Raw genomic sequence first — 15700 nt, forward strand, 5'->3', positions numbered from 1 at the left:
GCCACGGCACCGCTGGGGAGGCCGGCCCGACCGGGAACGGTGGCGGCGTGAGCCGGGGCGCTACCCGGCCCGGCCGCCCCGCTCCTCGCGGATCCGCCGCACGACGTCGGCGGCGGTACGGCGCACCGCCGCCAACTCGGTGAGGAAGTGCCAGTAGTCCGGGTGCCGGCCGGTCAGGCCGGCCTCGGCCCGGTCCAGCCTGGCCACCGCCGCGTCCAGCGGCTCCGCGTGGCGGGGGTCGGGAACGCTGCGCCCGGCCATGGCCAGCCGCTGGGCGTCCCGGACCGTGAAGCGGGCCCGTTCCAGGTGTGCCCGTGGATCGCGCCGGACGTCCGTCAACTCGGTCAGACGGTCGCGGACGGAGGCGATCAGCTCGTCGGCGTCGCCCAGGGTGGCGCGGGCGGCGGCCAGCCGGGCGGTGGCGTCGGCCCAGTGCTGCTCCCGCAGGGCGGTTTCGCCCTCGGCGAGGCGGTCGTCGGCGGCCTTGAGCAGGCCGGGTATCCGACCGGGGACGTCCTGGAGGTCCTCCCAGCAGGGCAGGGAGAAGGCGCGGCGCAGCTCGCTGAGGGCCGGGGCGACCCGCTCGGCCTTGGTCTCCACGGCCTGGCGGCGGGTGCGCAGCGAGGCGAGCCGACGGACGAGCTCGGCGCGCTGCTCCGGCAGCCTGACCAGCTCGCCGCGGATCCGCTCCGCCGCGCGGGCGACCTCGTCGGCGCGGCGCAGGGTGTCGGTCACGCCGTGCACCCTGGCGCCCTCGCCGAGCCGGGTCAGCTCCGGGCCGAGGGCGGCGAGCCGGGCGGCCAGCGCCTCCGCGCGGATGCCGGCGGCCCGGACGGCGTCCAGCGCCTCGGTGGCGGCGCGCAGGCCGGAGCGGGCCCGTTCCACCGCGGGGGCGAGCCGGGACAGGCTGGTCGCCGCCCGTTCCATCAGCGGTTCGATGGAGGTGTGGTAGCGGTCGAGGTCCTCGTGCGCGGCCTCCAGCCGGGCTCGCACCTCCTCCAGTTCCCGGCGGGCGGTGGCGGCGCGGTCGGCGGTGAGTTCCTCGGCCTCCAGGTCGTGGCGGTCCACCACCGCGATGTAGGCCGCGCTGACCTCGTCCACCCGGCGGCGCTCGGCCTGGAAGCGGGTGGCCGCCCGCCGCCCCTCGGGGCTGTCGTCCACGGCGGTGACCGTCTCGACGGAGATGGCGACGTCGCGCAGGGCGGTGTCCAGCTCGTAGAAGGCGTGCGCGGCGGCGTCCCTGGCCGCCTGCGCGTCCGCGCGAGCGGTGGCCGAGCCGCCGCGCCGCCACCAGGAGCGTGAGCCGCGGGTGCCGGCCTGACCGGCACCCGGCCCCCAGGAGGAGGCGGCGAGGGTGCCGGCCAGCACGGCGCTGGCCGCGCCGGTCGCCAGGGTGGTGGCGGCCACCCCGGCCACTGCGGTGGCCAGGGTGGCGAGCAGCATCAGTCCGGCGCGAGGGGCGCCGAGGTGTGAGCGGAGGGAGGCACGGAGCGAGCGGGGCCGGGGTACGGCCGGGGAGGGGAGAGTCGCGCGGCGGGGAGTACGGGAAGCGCCGGAGCGCGTGGGGAGGACGGGCCGGGACGGCAGGGAGGTCAGAGAGGTCGGCGGGGTCAACAGGGGCAGGGAGTTCAGGGAGGTACGGGGCCTGGCGGATGAGGGTGCGGGCGGGGGAGGGACCGCGACGGAGGACGGGGCGGACGGGCCTGCCGGGAGGGGCGGAGGGACGGCGCTGGGCGGGGTCGGCGGAAGGGCCGGCAGCGGGGACGGGGCAGGGTGGGTGGCCCGGGGCGGGGTGGAGGGGGGTGGGCTCAGGGCAGGGAGGGTGGCTCCGGGCTGGGTGAAGGGGTGTGGGAGCAGGGGCGGAAGGGTGGCCCCGGGCTGGGGGGAGGGGTGCGGGGGGAGGGCGGGGAAGGGCGGGAGGGAGGGGAGGGGGAGGGGGGCCCGGGGGCGGCGGGGGTGGGGGGAGGGCGAGGGGGTGGGCATGGAGGTGGGCGAGGGCGCCGCCGTGGGTGGTCCGGGGGTTCTCCGGGGGTTCCGCCGTGGGGGCACCGTCACATCACTCTCCTGACTCTCCTGCCGGGCTTCGATCGGCCGTGTGGCGGCTGTCGCGAGGCCCGGTGGTCGCCTGGTGTCTCCCCATCCTGCCACCGGGGGCGAGCGCGCCGGAGTGGGAGGCGGGCATCGCCGGGGCGCGTTCGGTGGGGTGGGTTCACCGGGCGGTTCGGGCCGTCTTCCGATCCTTTCCCCGCTACTTCACCCACCCCGGCTGTTATATGAACTTACTTCTTGCATATTGTTTGCAGGTAGCTGTCGAGGGCCGGGAACCGGCCGCTCGGCGTGGCCGGCGTGCCGTGGAACGGGTCCGCGCGTCGCCGGAGGCACGGAAGGGGAGAGCAGCGATGGAGGAGATGCAGCCCGGACCGGGCGGGACGGCCGGCGGCCGGCCGGCAGCACCGGCCCGACCGACCTCGCCGGCCGGCCGCCGTCGGGCCACCCGGGTCGCGAGCGCAGCCGGCGCCGTCGCGCTGCTGGTCGGCGCCAGCGCCTGCACCGCCCCCTCCGACGGCGGCAGCGGAGACGCGGCCGAGGCGGCCGACGCCGCCACCTCCGTGGTCATCGGCACGGCAGCGGAGCCGGAGACCCTCAACCCGCTGCTCGGCTTCGGCAAGGACGGCTCCGCCAAGATCTTCGAAGGGCTGCTCACCACCGACCAGGACCTGACCCTGGTGCCCGCCCTCGCCCGGGAACTCCCCGAGATCTCGTCCGACGGCCTCACCTACACCTTCACCCTGCGCGACGGGGTCACCTTCTCCGACGGCGAGCCGCTGACCGCCGCCGACGTGGCGTTCACCTACCGGGCGATCCTCGACGAACGGGTGGCCAACGCCTCCCGCTCCGAACTCGACGCGGTGCGCGCCGTGGAGACCCCCGACGACTCCACCGTGGTCTTCCACCTCAAGTACCCCTACGCGCCCTTCGCCGCGCGCACCGTGCTGCCGATCGTCCCCGAGCACGCCTTCGGCGGCACCGCCGACGGCCAGCTGGACGACGCCGAGGCGGCGGCCGTCGCCAGCGGCTCGTTCGACTCCGCGCCCGTCGGGACCGGCCCCTACCTCCTGGAGAGCTGGCGCAAGGGCGACCAGCTCACCCTCACCGCGAACCCCGACTACTGGGGCGACGGCCCCGCCGTCACGCACGTCACCCTCGCCTTCATCCCGGACGACAACACCCGCGCCACGCGGCTCGCCGCCGGCGAGCTGGACGCCGCCGTCCTGCCTCCCCAGCTCGCCGCCACCTTCGACGAGGGCCAGCCGCAGGGCGAGGGCAAGCGGGTCATCGCCGCCGAGAGCGCCGACTACCGGGGCGTCATGCTCCCCATGGACAACCCGGTCACCGGTGACGTGGACATCCGCCGCGCCCTGGACCGGGGCATCGACCGGCAGGCCATGGTCGCCGACGTGCTCGACGGCCGCGGCGAGGCCGGCCTGAGCGCCATCGCGCCCGCCTCGCAGTACTACGAGCCGGCCGCCGAGACGGCGGTCGACCGGGGGCCGGAGGCGGCCGCCGCCCTGCTGGACGAGGCCGGGTGGCGGCTCGGCGCGGACGGCATCCGCGCCAAGGACGGCCAGCGAGCGGCCTTCACCCTGCTCTACCCCTCCGGTGACACCCTGCGCCAGGACCTCGCCCTCGCCTACGCGGCGGACGCCCGGGAACTCGGCGTGGAGGTCACCGTGGAGGGCCTGACCTGGGAGGCCATCGACGGGCGGATCAACCGTGACGCCGTCCTGATGGGGGGCGGCAGCGCCCTGGATCCGGACTTCGTCACCTACCCCGCACTGCACTCCTCGCACGCCGGCGACGGCTACAACAACCCCGGCATGTACCGCAACGACGAGGTGGACCGGCTGCTCGACGAGGCCCGCCGGAGCACCGATCCGGCCGTGCGGGCCGAGGCCTACTCGGCGCTCCAGCAGGAACTGGTGCGGGAGCCCTACTGGAACGTGCTGGTCTTCCTGGACCACGTCTACGTGGTGGCGGACCGCTGGGACAACGTCACCACCCAGCTGGAGAGCCACGACCACGGGCTGCTGAACGGTCCGTGGTGGAACATCGAGGACTGGACGCCGGCCGCCTCATGACCAGCGTCCCGCCATCCGCGCGGTCCGACGGCCGCCCGCCGGGCGCCGCGCCCGGCCCCTCGCCGGACTCCACGCCGCGTGCCCGCGGCGGCGCCCCGGTGAAGGCCGTGCGGCGGGGCGGCCGGCTCGGCTCCGGCCGGGGCGCCGCCCTGGCCCGGCTGGTCGGCCGCCGCGCCCTCGCCGCGCTGCCGGTGCTCCTCGGCGTGAGCCTGCTGATGTTCGCCATCGGTGCCGCCTCGCCGTTCGACCCCGTGCACGCCTACGCCGGCAGCGCCGTGTTCACCGCCTCCGAGGAGACCCTGGCGCAGCTGCGGGAGAGCTTCGGCGTGGACCGGCCCTGGCCCGCCCAGTGGTGGGACTGGTTCACCGGCGCGCTGACCGGGGACCTCGGCGACTCCCGCGCCCTGCGCCAGCCGGTCGCCCAGGTGATCGCGGAGCGGCTGGGCTGGTCGGTGCTGCTGGCCGGCGTCGCCTTCCTGCTCACCCTCCTGCTGGGCCTCCTCCTCGGCACGCTGGCCGCGCGCCGCCCCGGCGGCCTGGTCGACCGCGCGGCCACCTCGCTGTCGCTCACCCTCTCCGCCGCCCCCGCGTTCTGGCTGGCGCTGCTCGCCATCTGGCTGTTCGCGCTCCGCCTCGACTGGCTGCCGGCCGGCGGCCTCACCGACGCCGGCAGCACCGTCGTCACCCCCGGCCAGCTCGTCAGCCACCTCACCCTGCCCGCGCTGGTGCTGGCGGTCTCCCAGACGCCGTGGTTCACCCTCTTCGTGCGCGAGTCGCTGCTCGCCGCGCTGGAGGAGGACTTCGTCACCGGCGCCCGGGCCCGCGGACTGGCGCCGCGCACCGTGCTGGTCCGGCACGCGCTGCGCTCCGCCCTGCTGCCGTTCGTCACCCTGGTGGGGTCGCGGGTGCCGGAGCTGATCACCGGCGCGCTGCTGGTGGAGACGGTCTTCAGCTGGCCGGGCGTGGCCGGGGCCACCGTCGAGGCCGCCCTGGCGGTGGACTTCCCGCTGCTGGCCGCCCTGACCCTGCTCGCCACCGGAGCCGTGCTGCTCGGCAACCTGCTCGCCGACGTGCTCTACGGCCTCGTCGACCCCCGGACGGCACTCGATGGCTGACTCCCCGCTCGCCACCCCGACGGCCGCCGCCCCGACGGCCGCCGCCGCGAAGGCCACCGCCCCAACGGCTCCCGCGCGGACGCCCGGGCCGGACGCCTGGCGGCCGGCCGCCGGACGGCGCACCGCCCCGTGGCGCCGCACCGACCGCTGGAGGCTGTGGACGTCCGTCGGCGTGCTGGCCGTCGTCGCCCTCGCCGTGCTGCTCGTCCCGCCGATCGTCCAGCTCGACCAGCAGCACGTGGACTTCGCCGCCAAGCTGCGCCCGCCGTCGGCGGACCATCCGCTGGGCACCGACGACGCCGGCCGCGACCTGCTGTGGCGCTGCGTGTACGGGCTGCGGGTGTCGCTGATGGTCGGGCTGGTCGCCGCGCTCGTCGCCACCGTCGTGGGCATCCTGGTCGGCGGGGTGGCCGGCGTCCTCGGCGGCTGGGTGGACCGCGTGGTGATGCGGCTGGTCGACGCCTTCTCCTCGATCCCGCACCTGCTGCTCGGCATCTTCCTGGTCGCCATGTTCCGCCCCGGGCCGTGGGGCGTGGTGGTCTCCGTGGGGCTCACCCACTGGCTGTCCACCGCCCGCATCGTCCGCTCGGAGATGCTCAGCCTGCGGGAGCGGCCGTTCGTCGAGGCCGCCATCTCCGGCGGCGCCTCCCGCGGCCGGGTGCTCGTCCGCCACCTGCTGCCCGGCGTGCTGCCGCGTGCCGCGCTCGCCGCGGTGCTGATGGTGCCGCACGCCATCTGGCACGAGTCCGCCCTGTCCTACCTCGGCCTCGGCATGCCCCCGCACCTGGCCAGCCTGGGCGCGATGATCGAGGCCGCCCGCGGCTCGCTGCTGCTCGGCGCCTGGTGGCCCACGCTCTTCCCCGGACTGTTCATCATCGTGCCGACGCTCGCGGTCTCCGGCCTCGCCGGGGTGCTGCGGGACCGGCTCAGCCCACGCCGCCGATCGGAGCTCATGCTGTGACGACGCGGTCCGACCCCACCGAGGCCCTGCCGACCCACCGGCCGTCGCCCCCCGCGCCGTCGACGCCGCTGCTGTCCCTGCGCGGCCTGTCGGTGCGCTTCCGCATGCCCGCCGAGGAGCGGGACGGCGACCGGGGCGGGCGGCGCCGAGGCACGGCCCCGCCGCGCTACGTCGCGGCCGTCACCGACGCCACGCTCGACCTGCTGCCGGGCGAGGTGCTGGCGCTGGTCGGCGAGTCCGGCTGCGGCAAGTCCGTCATGGCCGGGGCGGTGCTCGGGCTGCTGCCGGGCAACGCCGAGATCGCCGGCGCCGCCATGGCCGGGGGCATCGACCTCACCACGGCGGACGAGCGCACGCTGGCCCGCCGGGTGCGCGGCCGGCTGATCGGCCTGGTGCCGCAGAGCCCGGGCACCCACCTCACGCCCGTGCGGACCATCCGCGCCCAGCTGGAGGAGGCCGTCCGGGAGCTGCACGGGCTGCCCCGCCGCACCCCGCGCGGCCGGCTGCGCGAGGAGGCCGAGCGGGCCGCGGACCGCGCCTGGTTCCCGCTCGACCACCTCGACGCCTACCCGCACGAGCTCTCCGGCGGCCTCGCGCAGCGCGCCGCCACCGCCCTGGCGCTGGTCGGTGACGCGCCGGTGCTGCTCGCCGACGAGCCCACCACCGGCCTGGACCGGCCGCTCGTCGAACGCACCGTCGACCAGCTGCGGCTGCTCGCCGACCAGGGCAGGGGAGTGCTGATCGTGACGCACGACCTGGCCGCCGCCGAGCGGGTCGCCGACCGGATCGCGGTGATGTACGCCGGGCGGATCGTGGAGGTGGCGCAGGCCCGGGAGTTCTTCGCCGGGGCGGGCCCGCGGCACCCCTACGCGGCCGGGCTGCTGGACGCCCTGCCGAGCCGGGCCTTCACCCCGATCGCCGGCATGCCGCCGGAGCTCAGCCGGCTGCCCGGCGGGTGCGCCTTCGCCGCGCGCTGCGCCCACGCCACCGACGTCTGCCGCGAGGGCGTCCCCGCCCTGCTCACCCCGTCCGCGCCCGGGCCGGCGGCCACCGGGACCGGCACGGTCCCGGCCGCGCCGGCGAGCGGCGCGGTCGCCTGCCACCATCCGCTCGGGGCGCCGGCGGCGCGGCCGCGGCCGAAGCCGCCGGCGGAAGACCTGGAGCCCGTCCATGACTGAGTACCGGGGCCGCGACGGCGCCAGCCTCACCGCCCGCGGGATCACCGCCGGCTACGACCCGCGCCGCCCCGTCGTCCGGGACGCCACCCTGGTGCTGCCCGCCGGCTCGGTGCTGGGGCTGGTCGGGCCCAGCGGGTGCGGGAAGTCCACCCTGGCCCGCGTCGCCGCGCTGCTGCACGCGCCCTACGCGGGCACGGTGCTGGTCGACGGCACGCCCGCCCCCGGGGCGCGGTACCGGGCGCCACGCGAGCTGCGCACCGCCGTCGGCGTGGTGTTCCAGTCTCCCCGGGCCGCCGTGGATCCCCGGCTGCGGCTGCGCGACGTCATCGCCGAGCCGCTGCGCGCCACCGGCCGCGGCGGCGAGGCGGCGGACCGGGTCGCGGAGCTCGCCGAGCTGGTCGGTCTCACCGGCGAGCTGCTGGAGCGCCGCCCGCACGCGGTCAGCGACGGGCAGCTCCAGCGTGCCTGCCTGGCCCGCGCGCTGGTGGCGCGCCCCCGCTACCTGGTCTGCGACGAGATGACCTCGATGCTGGACGCCTCCACCACGGCCGCCCTGGTCGGCGTGGTGCGGGACTACCAGGCGGCGACCGGCTGCGGGGTGCTGGCCGTCAGCCACGACGCCGAGCTGCTCGGCCGCTGGGCGGACCGCACCGTCGAACTGGCGGAGCTGTCCGGGGCGGCCGGGGGCGCCCCGGGCTGACCGGGGCGGTCGCTTCCGCGCGGGTGCGATGCGTGGGCGAACGGGGCAGCCGCGCGGGGTGGTTCCCGGAAAGGCTGGCCTTTCCCGGCCGACCGAGGTGACGGACCGTTGTGAGCGGGCGCCGACTTGCCTAGGCTGCCGGAGTTCGCCTGTCGCTTCCCGCCCGTGCTGTCGGGGCGGGCGGGAAGCGAGGGCGCCGGTGGCCTGCGTATGAATCGATTCACACCCCGTGTGGTCGGTGGGTGGCGGCCGGCGCTCCGTCGCCGGGGCCGAGCGTCCGCTCCGGCGCGCCCCCCGGCCCACCCGGACGCCCCGAGCGGACGGGGGCGGCCTGGCCGTGCCACGGGTCAGCGCCAGGGCTCCAGCAGGCGTTCCGTCGTGGCGTGCAGGCGGTCGGCCTCGGCCTGGTCCGCTGGGGTGATCGTCAGCGGTACCGGCCGGCCCCGGTCATAGGCGGCCACCGGCTCCGTCCCGGGCGCGGCGACGAGGTCCAGGATCGGTGCGATCGCCCGGTCCGGGGTGGGGGTCCGGGTCACGCGGGCCAGGCCCGTGATGAGCGCCCGCTCCAGCCGGCTCACCTCGCCGGCGAAGCTGCTGCGGACGAAGCCCGGGCTGTACAGCACGTGCCGGATCCGGCCCGCCGGGTGCCGCCTGGCGAGCGTCAGGCCGAGGAGTTCGTTGGCCCGGCGGCTGAGCTGGTTCGCGGTGCGCCAGCGGAAGGACCGGGTGAGCTGGAGGTCGTCCCAGCGGATGGCGTCGCGACGGGCGCCGGGCACGGAGGTGTTGAGCACCACCGGCAGTTCGGCCGCCGACAGCCGGTCGGCGAGGCCCATGGTGAGGACGTAGCGGCTCAGGTAGTACAGGGCGAAGGTGTGCTCGAAGCCCTCCTCGGTGACCACCCGGCGGCGGTGGACGTACGCGGCGCACAGGACGAGGGCGTCGAGCGCCTCGAACCGGCTGGTGAACGCCTCCACCACGCGCCGGTTCTCGCGGACCAGCCGCAGATCCGCCGGGAAGAAGTGGGCGCGGTCCGAGTCGGGCGCGAGCCCCGCCTGCCGGAGCAGTGCCTGGAACTTGGCCGCGCTGCGGCCGACCACCACCACGGTGTGGCCGTCGCGCAGGTAGGTCACGGCCAGCGCCCGTCCGATGCCGTCCGTGCCGCCGGAGATGAGGTACGTGCCCATGCGTGTGCTGCCCCCGAAGCTGTTGCGGAACGATGATTCCGGAACAGCGTAGCCGTCCGCCGAGCCGTTCCGGAAGGCGCGTTCCGGAACGGCTCGGCGGACGGCTACGATGCCGCCATGGAGACCCCCGGCAGCGCCCCCCAGCCGGCGCGTCCCCGGCGCCAGCGCTGGGACGCCGCCCGCAACCGCGAGCGGATCCTCCAGGTCGCCGCCCCCGCCTTCGCCCAGGGCGGGGCCGGGGTGGACATGCGGGAGGTCGCCCGGCTGGCCGGGGTCGGGGTCGGCACCCTCTACCGGCACTTCCACACCAAGGAGGACCTGCTGCAGGCCGTCGTCCAGCAGGACGTCGCCGCCTGGACGGAGGCCGTGACGCGGGCGAACGCCACCGAGGACGCCTGGACGGGCCTGGCCGCGCTGCTGGAGGCGACACTGACGACGATGGCCCGTCACCGGGCCCTGCTCGACGGCCTGGCCGCGCAGCCGGAGGCCGACAGCGCGGCGGCCTTCGACGCCTGCCGCGACCACCTGGAGCGGGCCGTGGCCGACCTGGTCGCCCGTGCCCACGCCCAGGGAACGCTCCGCGCGGACGTCACCCCGGCCGACCTCGTCCTCCAGGTGATGGCGCTGGGCCGGGTCATCCAGCTCACCGCGCCGGGCAACGGCCGATCACCGGCGGACGCCGACGCGACCTGGCGCAGACACCTGACCGTGGTCCTCGACGGCCTGCGCGCCCGGGGCGGCGCCTAGGGCGCCTCGCCGACGGACGTGGTCCCGTCCGGCTCCCGGGAGGACGGCGGCGCCGCGCCGTGGATGCGCAGCACGGGCGGGCGCCGGCCGGCCGGGGGCAGCTCGGGCGGCTCCTCGACGCCGTCGAGCACCACCAGCCCGAGGCCGGACCAGCCGCTCCGGCCGGCCGCCGGCGACGCCCCCGCCGGCCGGACGAAACGGAACTCGGCCTCCGCCCCCGCCTCCGCCGCCATGGCCTCGCGCGCCGCCGCGTCCGGCGGGCGGGCCAGCGACGGCGGGGCCGCGGCCGGCGGCCTGCCGCCGCGCCGCCCCGGGGTCGCGGCGGCGGAACGCCGACCCGGCCCGTCCGCGCCGGCCTCCGCGGCCTCCTCGTCGAGCGGCTCCCCGGGGGACACCCACAGCGTCCCGCCGGGGGTGCACACCCCCGCCAGCAGCGCGGCCGTGGCGGCGCCGCTGCCCGGCGGCCCCTGGTACGCGGCGTCCTCGCCCCGGAGCACCGCGTCCAGCGCCGTCCGCTGCGCGGGACGCGCCTCCTCGTGCCCGAGCAGGCGCAGCGCGTCGGCGAGCGACAGCGCCTCGTGGTGGCCCCGGCGCAGCGGCCAGCGGGGGAAGGACGGCTTGGGCCACACGTAGGGCAGGTCGTCCGGCAGTTCCTCGCCGAAGAGCGGGCGGTAGTACCCGGGGTCCTTGCGCAGCAGCGCGGAGCGGTGGCTGAGGTGCACGGCCTGCCGCCCCAGCCAGGGCGGCAGCAGGCCCCGCTCGCGCAGTTCGGCCCAGCCCGCGACGCGTCCGCCGGTGAACTCGGCGAGCTGCCGGGCGAGGGAGTCCTGGTGGCCGCGGGCGGTCCACTCGGCGCACACGGCGGTGCCGTAGCTCACCAGGGCGGGGACGAACCCGCGCCACATGGCGACGGCGGGGTGGTTCTTCCAGCCGTAGCTGGGCCACACCAGTGCCCGCAGGATCTGGAAGGTCTCCACCCGCTGCTTGCCGAGCCGCCGGTCGTCGAGCAGCCGGGCGGAGGTGGCGAAGCCGGGGTGCGGGAGGAAGGTCTGCATGGCTGGTCGCCCCGTTCGCCGGTGCGGGTGTGCGTTCCCTTCCAGGGTGCGGCGTGGCGTGCCGCCGTGCGCGGCGTGCGGGCGCGGGGTGGGTGCCGCCCCCTGTTCCGGTGGAGCCGGGGCGGTTACCGTCCGGGCATGGTGCGTGGTGGTGACAGCCTGTGGGACAGGCGGGGGCGGAGGTTCGGGGCGGTCGTGCGGGTGCCGCCGTCCTGGCCGGAGGTGGGGGAGGGGGACCGCGTCCGCCCGGGGTATCCGGAGGAGCTCTTCGACGACTTGGTCGCGCTGCTGCCGGGGGACCGGGTGGTGGAGGTCGGGGCGGGCACCGGCGGGGCGACGGCGCGGCTGGTGGCGCGCGGGGTGCGGCCGTGCTGCGTGGAGCCGGATCCGCGCATGGTGGAGGTGCTCACCGAGCGGCTCGGCGCCCTTCCCGGCGGCCGGCCCGGGGGCGGCGTGCTGGTGCGGGAGAGCACCTTCGAGGAGTGGTCGGCGCGGGATCCCGGCGGGTGGGACGCCCTGGTGAGCGCCCAGGCGTGGCACTGGACGAACCCGGCGACGCGGTGGGCGCGGGCGGCGCGGGTGCTGCGCCGGGGCGGGCTGCTGGCGCTGCTGTGGAACGTGGAGCGGTGGGGGGAGCGGCCGGAGCACGCGGTGGTGGACCGGGTGCTGGCGCGCTATGGGGAGGCGCCGCTGGCGGTGGCGGCGCGGGTGTCACCGGAGGCGAGGGGGTGGCCGGCGCGGGAGATCGCCGCCCTGCCGGAGTTCGACGGGCCGCGGGTGCGTGGCTACCGGTGGTCCCGGTGGTGGCAGGCGCGGGAGTTCGCCGCCTACCGGTCGGTCACGCCGGCCTTCCGGGCGATGCCGGAGCGGCGGCGGGAGGCGCTGGTGGCGGACATCGCGGCGGCGCTGTTGGAGGAGAACGGCGGCCGGTTGCGGCTCGACTGGGACACCCACCTGTTTCTCGCCCGGCGGGTGTGAGCGCCTGGCGGGGGTGGGTGCCCGGGGTCGGGCCGGAGCCGGCCGCCGTCGCCTCGTGGCCTACCGCGCGCCGCACTCGCCCGTGGTGGGGCCGTGGACGGTGTTCGGTGCGCCGCCGTCGCTCGGGGCGGAGGTGTTGCCGGTGCAGCCGAGGGGGCCGTGGACGGTGTTGCCGGCCAGCAGCGGTGCGCCGTCGCCGGTGCCCGGGGCGCCGCCGGAGTCGGTGAGCGTCACGGGGCCGGTGATCCGGTTCCAGGCCAGCGCGACCTGGCCGTGCACGCCCCGCACGGTCACCGGTCCGGTGATCGTGGAGTCGGTGACGGCGATGCGGTCGGCGGCGCGCGCGGTCAGCGGGCCGGTGAGGGTGGCGCCGGTGGCGAACAGGGTGGCGCCGGGGCCGGTGACCGTCACCGGGCCGTGGACCCGGGCGCCGTCGGTGAGGCAGGTGGTTCCGGCGGTGACGGTGAGCGGGCCGTCGTGGCGGCCGTCGATCACCCGGTCGCAGTGCGGGGTTCCGCCGCCCACGGTGACGGTGTGCTCGGCGGTGACGCCGCCGACGGTGACCCGCAGCACGGCCTGGCCGGGGCGCAGGCCGGTGAGGGTGCCGGTGGCCGGGTCGTAGACGGCGACGGGCGCGCCCTGCGGGCGGGGGCCGGGCTGTTCGGCGGCGTCCCGGACGGCGCGGGCGGGGTCGCCGACCAGCACGCCGTCGCCGGACCACCGGGCGCTCACCGGCCAGGCGACCGGTACCCGGCGCCCGCCGTCCTGGGTGAGGGTGGCGGTGACGGGTGTGCGCGCGAGCAGGGCGAGGGTGTCGGGGGCCTGGAGGGTGAGGGCGTCGACGCGGGGGTGGGTCTCGGCGCGCAGCCAGGCGGAGGCGTCGTCCGCCGGGGTGGCGAAGCGGTCGGTGACGGTGCCGTGGGCGGGGTCGATGCCGAGCATGGTCCAGCCGGTGAAGCCGCCCTGGTCCGGGGTGCCGGCGGGGTTCTTGCCGGAGTTGCCGTTCACCAGGTGGGGGACGCCGTCGACGGACCAGGCGGCGAAGACGCCGACGTGTCCGGCGACGTAGGCGGCGGACTTCCCGGCCTCGGCGCGGAAGTCGGCGAGCCAGCGTTCGACCATGGCCGCCTCCTTGCGGTCGGCGAGCTGGCTGGCCGCGTCGGGCAGCGGGTCGCGGGCGGGGTGGTGGGCGAAGAGGACGACGCCGCTGACGGCCGGGTCGGCGGCGGCGTCGTCGAGGGTGTCGCGGAGCAGTTGGAGCTGGTCGAAGCCGCCGCCGCGCAGGGTGCCGGTGGAGGAGTCCAGGGTGATCAGCCGGGTGCCGGCGAGGTCGAGGGTGCCGAAGGTGTCGCCGAACTCGGCGCGGAAGTTGGCGGTGCTGCCGGGGCCCATGATCTCGTGGTTGCCGGGCACGTACCTCCAGGGCACGGTGCCGCCGGTGCGCGCCTCGAACTCGGTGAGCAGTCGGCGGGCGAGGTCGAGGTCGGCGGGTGACGCCTCGTCGACCAGGTCGCCGTTGATCACCAGCAGGTCGGGTGCGGCGGCGGCGATCTCCTCCAGGGTGCGGCGCGCGGCGGCCACCTGCGGGCTGTTCGGGTCGCGGGCGACGAACTGGGCGTCGGACATCACGGCGATCCGCAGCGGCCGGTCGTCCACGGTGCCGTGGGCCTGGATCACCGGGTCGGTGGTCCGTGGGGCGGCGGGGAGTTCCACCTCGGGGGCGACCCGTGCCCGCAGGTCGCTGATGGTGACCTGGCCGCGGTAGGAGCGGGCGGCGCTGGTCTCCAGGAGGCGGAAGCGCTGGAAGGTGAGGGGGTGGCGGACGCCGGCGGGGACGGGGAAGGTGACCTGCCGCCAGCCGGTCCAGGTGATGGTGGGGCCGTCCAGGTTGGCGGTCACGCCGGCCGCGTCGCGGTACTGGACGCGGGGCCAGGCGCCGTTGCCGTCGCCGTGGATCCAGACGGTCAGGGCCTGCGGCTGGCCGGGCAGCGGGATCGGGGCGGGCGGGACGGCGTACTGGCCGCGGGTGCCGGTGGACTGGGTGAAGTCGTAGGCGAGCCGGAGCCCGGGCGCGCCGCCGTGGCCCTCGGCCGGGGTGACGGAGCCGCCGGGGGCGCGGTCGTGGGCGGAGGTCCAGGCGGCGGCGTCGGCGAGGTCGGCGAACGGTTCCTCGGCCAGTCCGACGGTGACGGCGACGTCGGTGCCGAGGTCGCCGACGGTGAGGTGGAGGGTGGCGGATCCGCTGTCGGTGAGGGCGCGCAGGGTGAGGCGGATTACCATAGAGGAGTTGACTGATTACTGTATGTGTCATTAGTGTGGTGAGCGTGGATGCTGTGCCTGTGAGGCGGACCTACCGGTATCGCTTTCATCCCACAGACGTGCAGGCGGCCGAGCTGGAACGTACATTCGGATGCGTGCGGAAGGTGTACAACCTGGCACTGGAGGTCCGCACCAGGGCATGGTTGCAGCGTCAGGAGCGCGTCAGCTATAACGACACCTCGGCGATGCTGAGCCAGTGGAAGAAAGCCGAGGAGTTGGCCTTCCTTTCGGAGGTTTCCTCCGTGCCTCTCCAGCAGGCGCTGAGGCACCTGCAGGCCGCATTCTCGAACTTCTTCGGGGGGAGAGCCGAGTATCCGCGCTTCAAATCAAAGAAAAGAAGTCGAAAGGCGGCGGAATACACTCGTTCGGGATTTACTTTTCGGGGTGGAAAGCTAACCCTTGCGAAAATGGCTGACCCGCTGAGTGTGGTGTGGTCCCGCCCTCTGCCGGAGGGGGTGGTGCCCTCCACTGTGACGGTGTCGCGTGACGGCGCGGGACGATGGTTTGTGTCGATGCTGTGCGAGGATGCCGGCGTTCGACCGCTTCCCGTCACGGACGCGGCGGTCGGGATCGATGCAGGTCTCAGTTCTTTGGTGACTCTGTCCACCGGTGAGAAGGTTGCCAACCCGCGGCAGGAACACCGTGACCGGGCTCGCCTGGCCAAAGCTCAGCGCGAGCTGTGCCGCAAGGCTCCTGGCCGTGGGGCGAATCGGGAGAAGGCGCGACGCAAGGTCGCGCGCATTTATGCTCGAATAGCCGACCGCCGCCGTGACTATCTGCACAAACTCACCACTCGGCTCGTTCGTGAGAACCAAACGATCGTGATCGAGGACTTGGTCGTCAGCAACATGATGGGCGGTAGGCTGGCCCGAGCGATCTCAGATGCGGCTTGGGCGCACATGCGTTTCATGCTGCAGTACAAAGCCGCCTGGTATGGGAGGGAACTCGTGGTCGTCGATCGCTGGTTCCCCTCTTCGAGACTGTGCTCGGCGTGCGGCAGCATTCGAGCGCACCTGCCGCTGAACGTCCGTGAGTGGACCTGTGGTTGCGGCCAGGTGCATGACCGCGATGTGAACGCGGCACGGAATATTCTCGCCGCCGGGCTGGCGGTGACCGTCTGTGGAGGCAGTGTAAGACCTCACCGGAGTACTCCTGAGAGGCCGCGGTCAGTGAAGCAGAAAGTCCAACCCGCGAGGGAAGGAATCCGCCCTGTTCGGGCGGAGGAGGTCAAGTCGAAGTAGTCGCCGTTCACCGGGGGTGCTGGGGATCCGGGAGGTCGGCGTGCTGGCCGTGGCCGGTACCGGCGCGGCGGTGGCGCCGGCGG

Annotated in this window: 11 protein-coding genes and 1 pseudogene; 8 read left to right on the forward strand and 4 right to left on the reverse strand. The window is 75.9% G+C overall.

Annotated features, from left to right (window positions below):
• Positions 1-60 precede the first annotated feature (60 nt).
• Positions 61-1443 carry a hypothetical protein gene (locus FHU37_RS18575; RefSeq protein ID WP_246449989.1) on the reverse strand — a complete coding sequence of 461 codons (1383 nt, stop codon included), beginning with the start codon at positions 1441-1443 and terminating at the stop codon, positions 61-63.
• Positions 1444-2408: 965 nt separating this feature from the next.
• Between FHU37_RS18575 and FHU37_RS18580 the strand changes: the two genes are divergently transcribed.
• From FHU37_RS18580 to FHU37_RS18600, 5 genes are all read left to right on the forward strand, one after another.
• Positions 2409-4139, forward strand: a complete 1731-nt coding sequence (locus FHU37_RS18580) for an ABC transporter substrate-binding protein (RefSeq protein ID WP_179816382.1) — start codon at positions 2409-2411, stop codon at positions 4137-4139.
• Between the two features lie 149 nt (positions 4140-4288).
• The gene (locus tag FHU37_RS18585) at positions 4289-5254 is read left to right on the forward strand and encodes an ABC transporter permease (RefSeq protein ID WP_246451035.1); all 966 of its coding nucleotides are present in this window, start codon (positions 4289-4291) and stop codon (positions 5252-5254) included.
• Positions 5247-6215, forward strand: coding sequence for an ABC transporter permease (locus FHU37_RS18590; protein ID WP_179815271.1), 969 nt, complete (start codon positions 5247-5249; stop codon positions 6213-6215). The genes FHU37_RS18585 and FHU37_RS18590 overlap by 8 nt, the downstream gene beginning before the upstream one ends.
• Positions 6216-6319: 104 nt before the next feature.
• Positions 6320-7393: an ABC transporter ATP-binding protein gene (locus FHU37_RS18595; RefSeq protein WP_179816383.1), complete on the forward strand. Its 1074-nt coding sequence runs from the start codon at positions 6320-6322 to the stop codon at positions 7391-7393.
• Positions 7386-8093: an ABC transporter ATP-binding protein gene (locus tag FHU37_RS18600; protein ID WP_179815272.1), complete on the forward strand. Its 708-nt coding sequence runs from the start codon at positions 7386-7388 to the stop codon at positions 8091-8093. Before FHU37_RS18595 ends, FHU37_RS18600 begins: the two co-directional genes overlap by 8 nt.
• A gap of 347 nt (positions 8094-8440) precedes the next feature.
• Here the strand turns inward: FHU37_RS18600 and FHU37_RS18605 are convergent, their stop codons facing one another.
• Positions 8441-9277, reverse strand: a complete 837-nt coding sequence (locus FHU37_RS18605; RefSeq protein ID WP_179815273.1) for an SDR family NAD(P)-dependent oxidoreductase — start codon at positions 9275-9277, stop codon at positions 8441-8443.
• Between the two features lie 117 nt (positions 9278-9394).
• Here FHU37_RS18605 and FHU37_RS18610 point away from each other — a divergent pair, with 117 nt between their 5' ends.
• Complete coding sequence (locus tag FHU37_RS18610; protein WP_179815274.1) at positions 9395-10024, forward strand: TetR/AcrR family transcriptional regulator; 630 nt, start codon at positions 9395-9397, stop codon at positions 10022-10024.
• Positions 10025-10644: 620 nt separating this feature from the next.
• Here the strand turns inward: FHU37_RS18610 and FHU37_RS29555 are convergent.
• Positions 10645-11079: pseudogene (locus FHU37_RS29555) on the reverse strand (MSMEG_6728 family protein); the annotation flags it as partial.
• A gap of 138 nt (positions 11080-11217) precedes the next feature.
• On the opposite strand from FHU37_RS29555, the gene FHU37_RS18620 reads away from it, so the two are divergent.
• Positions 11218-12057 (forward strand): class I SAM-dependent methyltransferase, encoded by an 840-nt coding sequence (locus tag FHU37_RS18620; protein WP_179815275.1) that lies wholly within the window; start codon positions 11218-11220, stop codon positions 12055-12057.
• 60 nt (positions 12058-12117) lie between these two features.
• Here the strand turns inward: FHU37_RS18620 and FHU37_RS29080 are convergent, their stop codons facing one another.
• Positions 12118-14337 (reverse strand): metallophosphoesterase family protein, encoded by a 2220-nt coding sequence (locus FHU37_RS29080; protein WP_179815276.1) that lies wholly within the window; start codon positions 14335-14337, stop codon positions 12118-12120.
• A 38-nt stretch (positions 14338-14375) separates the two neighbouring features.
• Here FHU37_RS29080 and FHU37_RS18630 point away from each other — a divergent pair, with 38 nt between their 5' ends.
• Positions 14376-15617, forward strand: a complete 1242-nt coding sequence (locus FHU37_RS18630; RefSeq protein ID WP_376773964.1) for an RNA-guided endonuclease InsQ/TnpB family protein — start codon at positions 14376-14378, stop codon at positions 15615-15617.
• Positions 15618-15700: the final 83 nt, after the last annotated feature.

The organism is Allostreptomyces psammosilenae (assembly GCF_013407765.1).
GTDB lineage: Bacteria > Actinomycetota > Actinomycetes > Streptomycetales > Streptomycetaceae > Allostreptomyces > Allostreptomyces psammosilenae.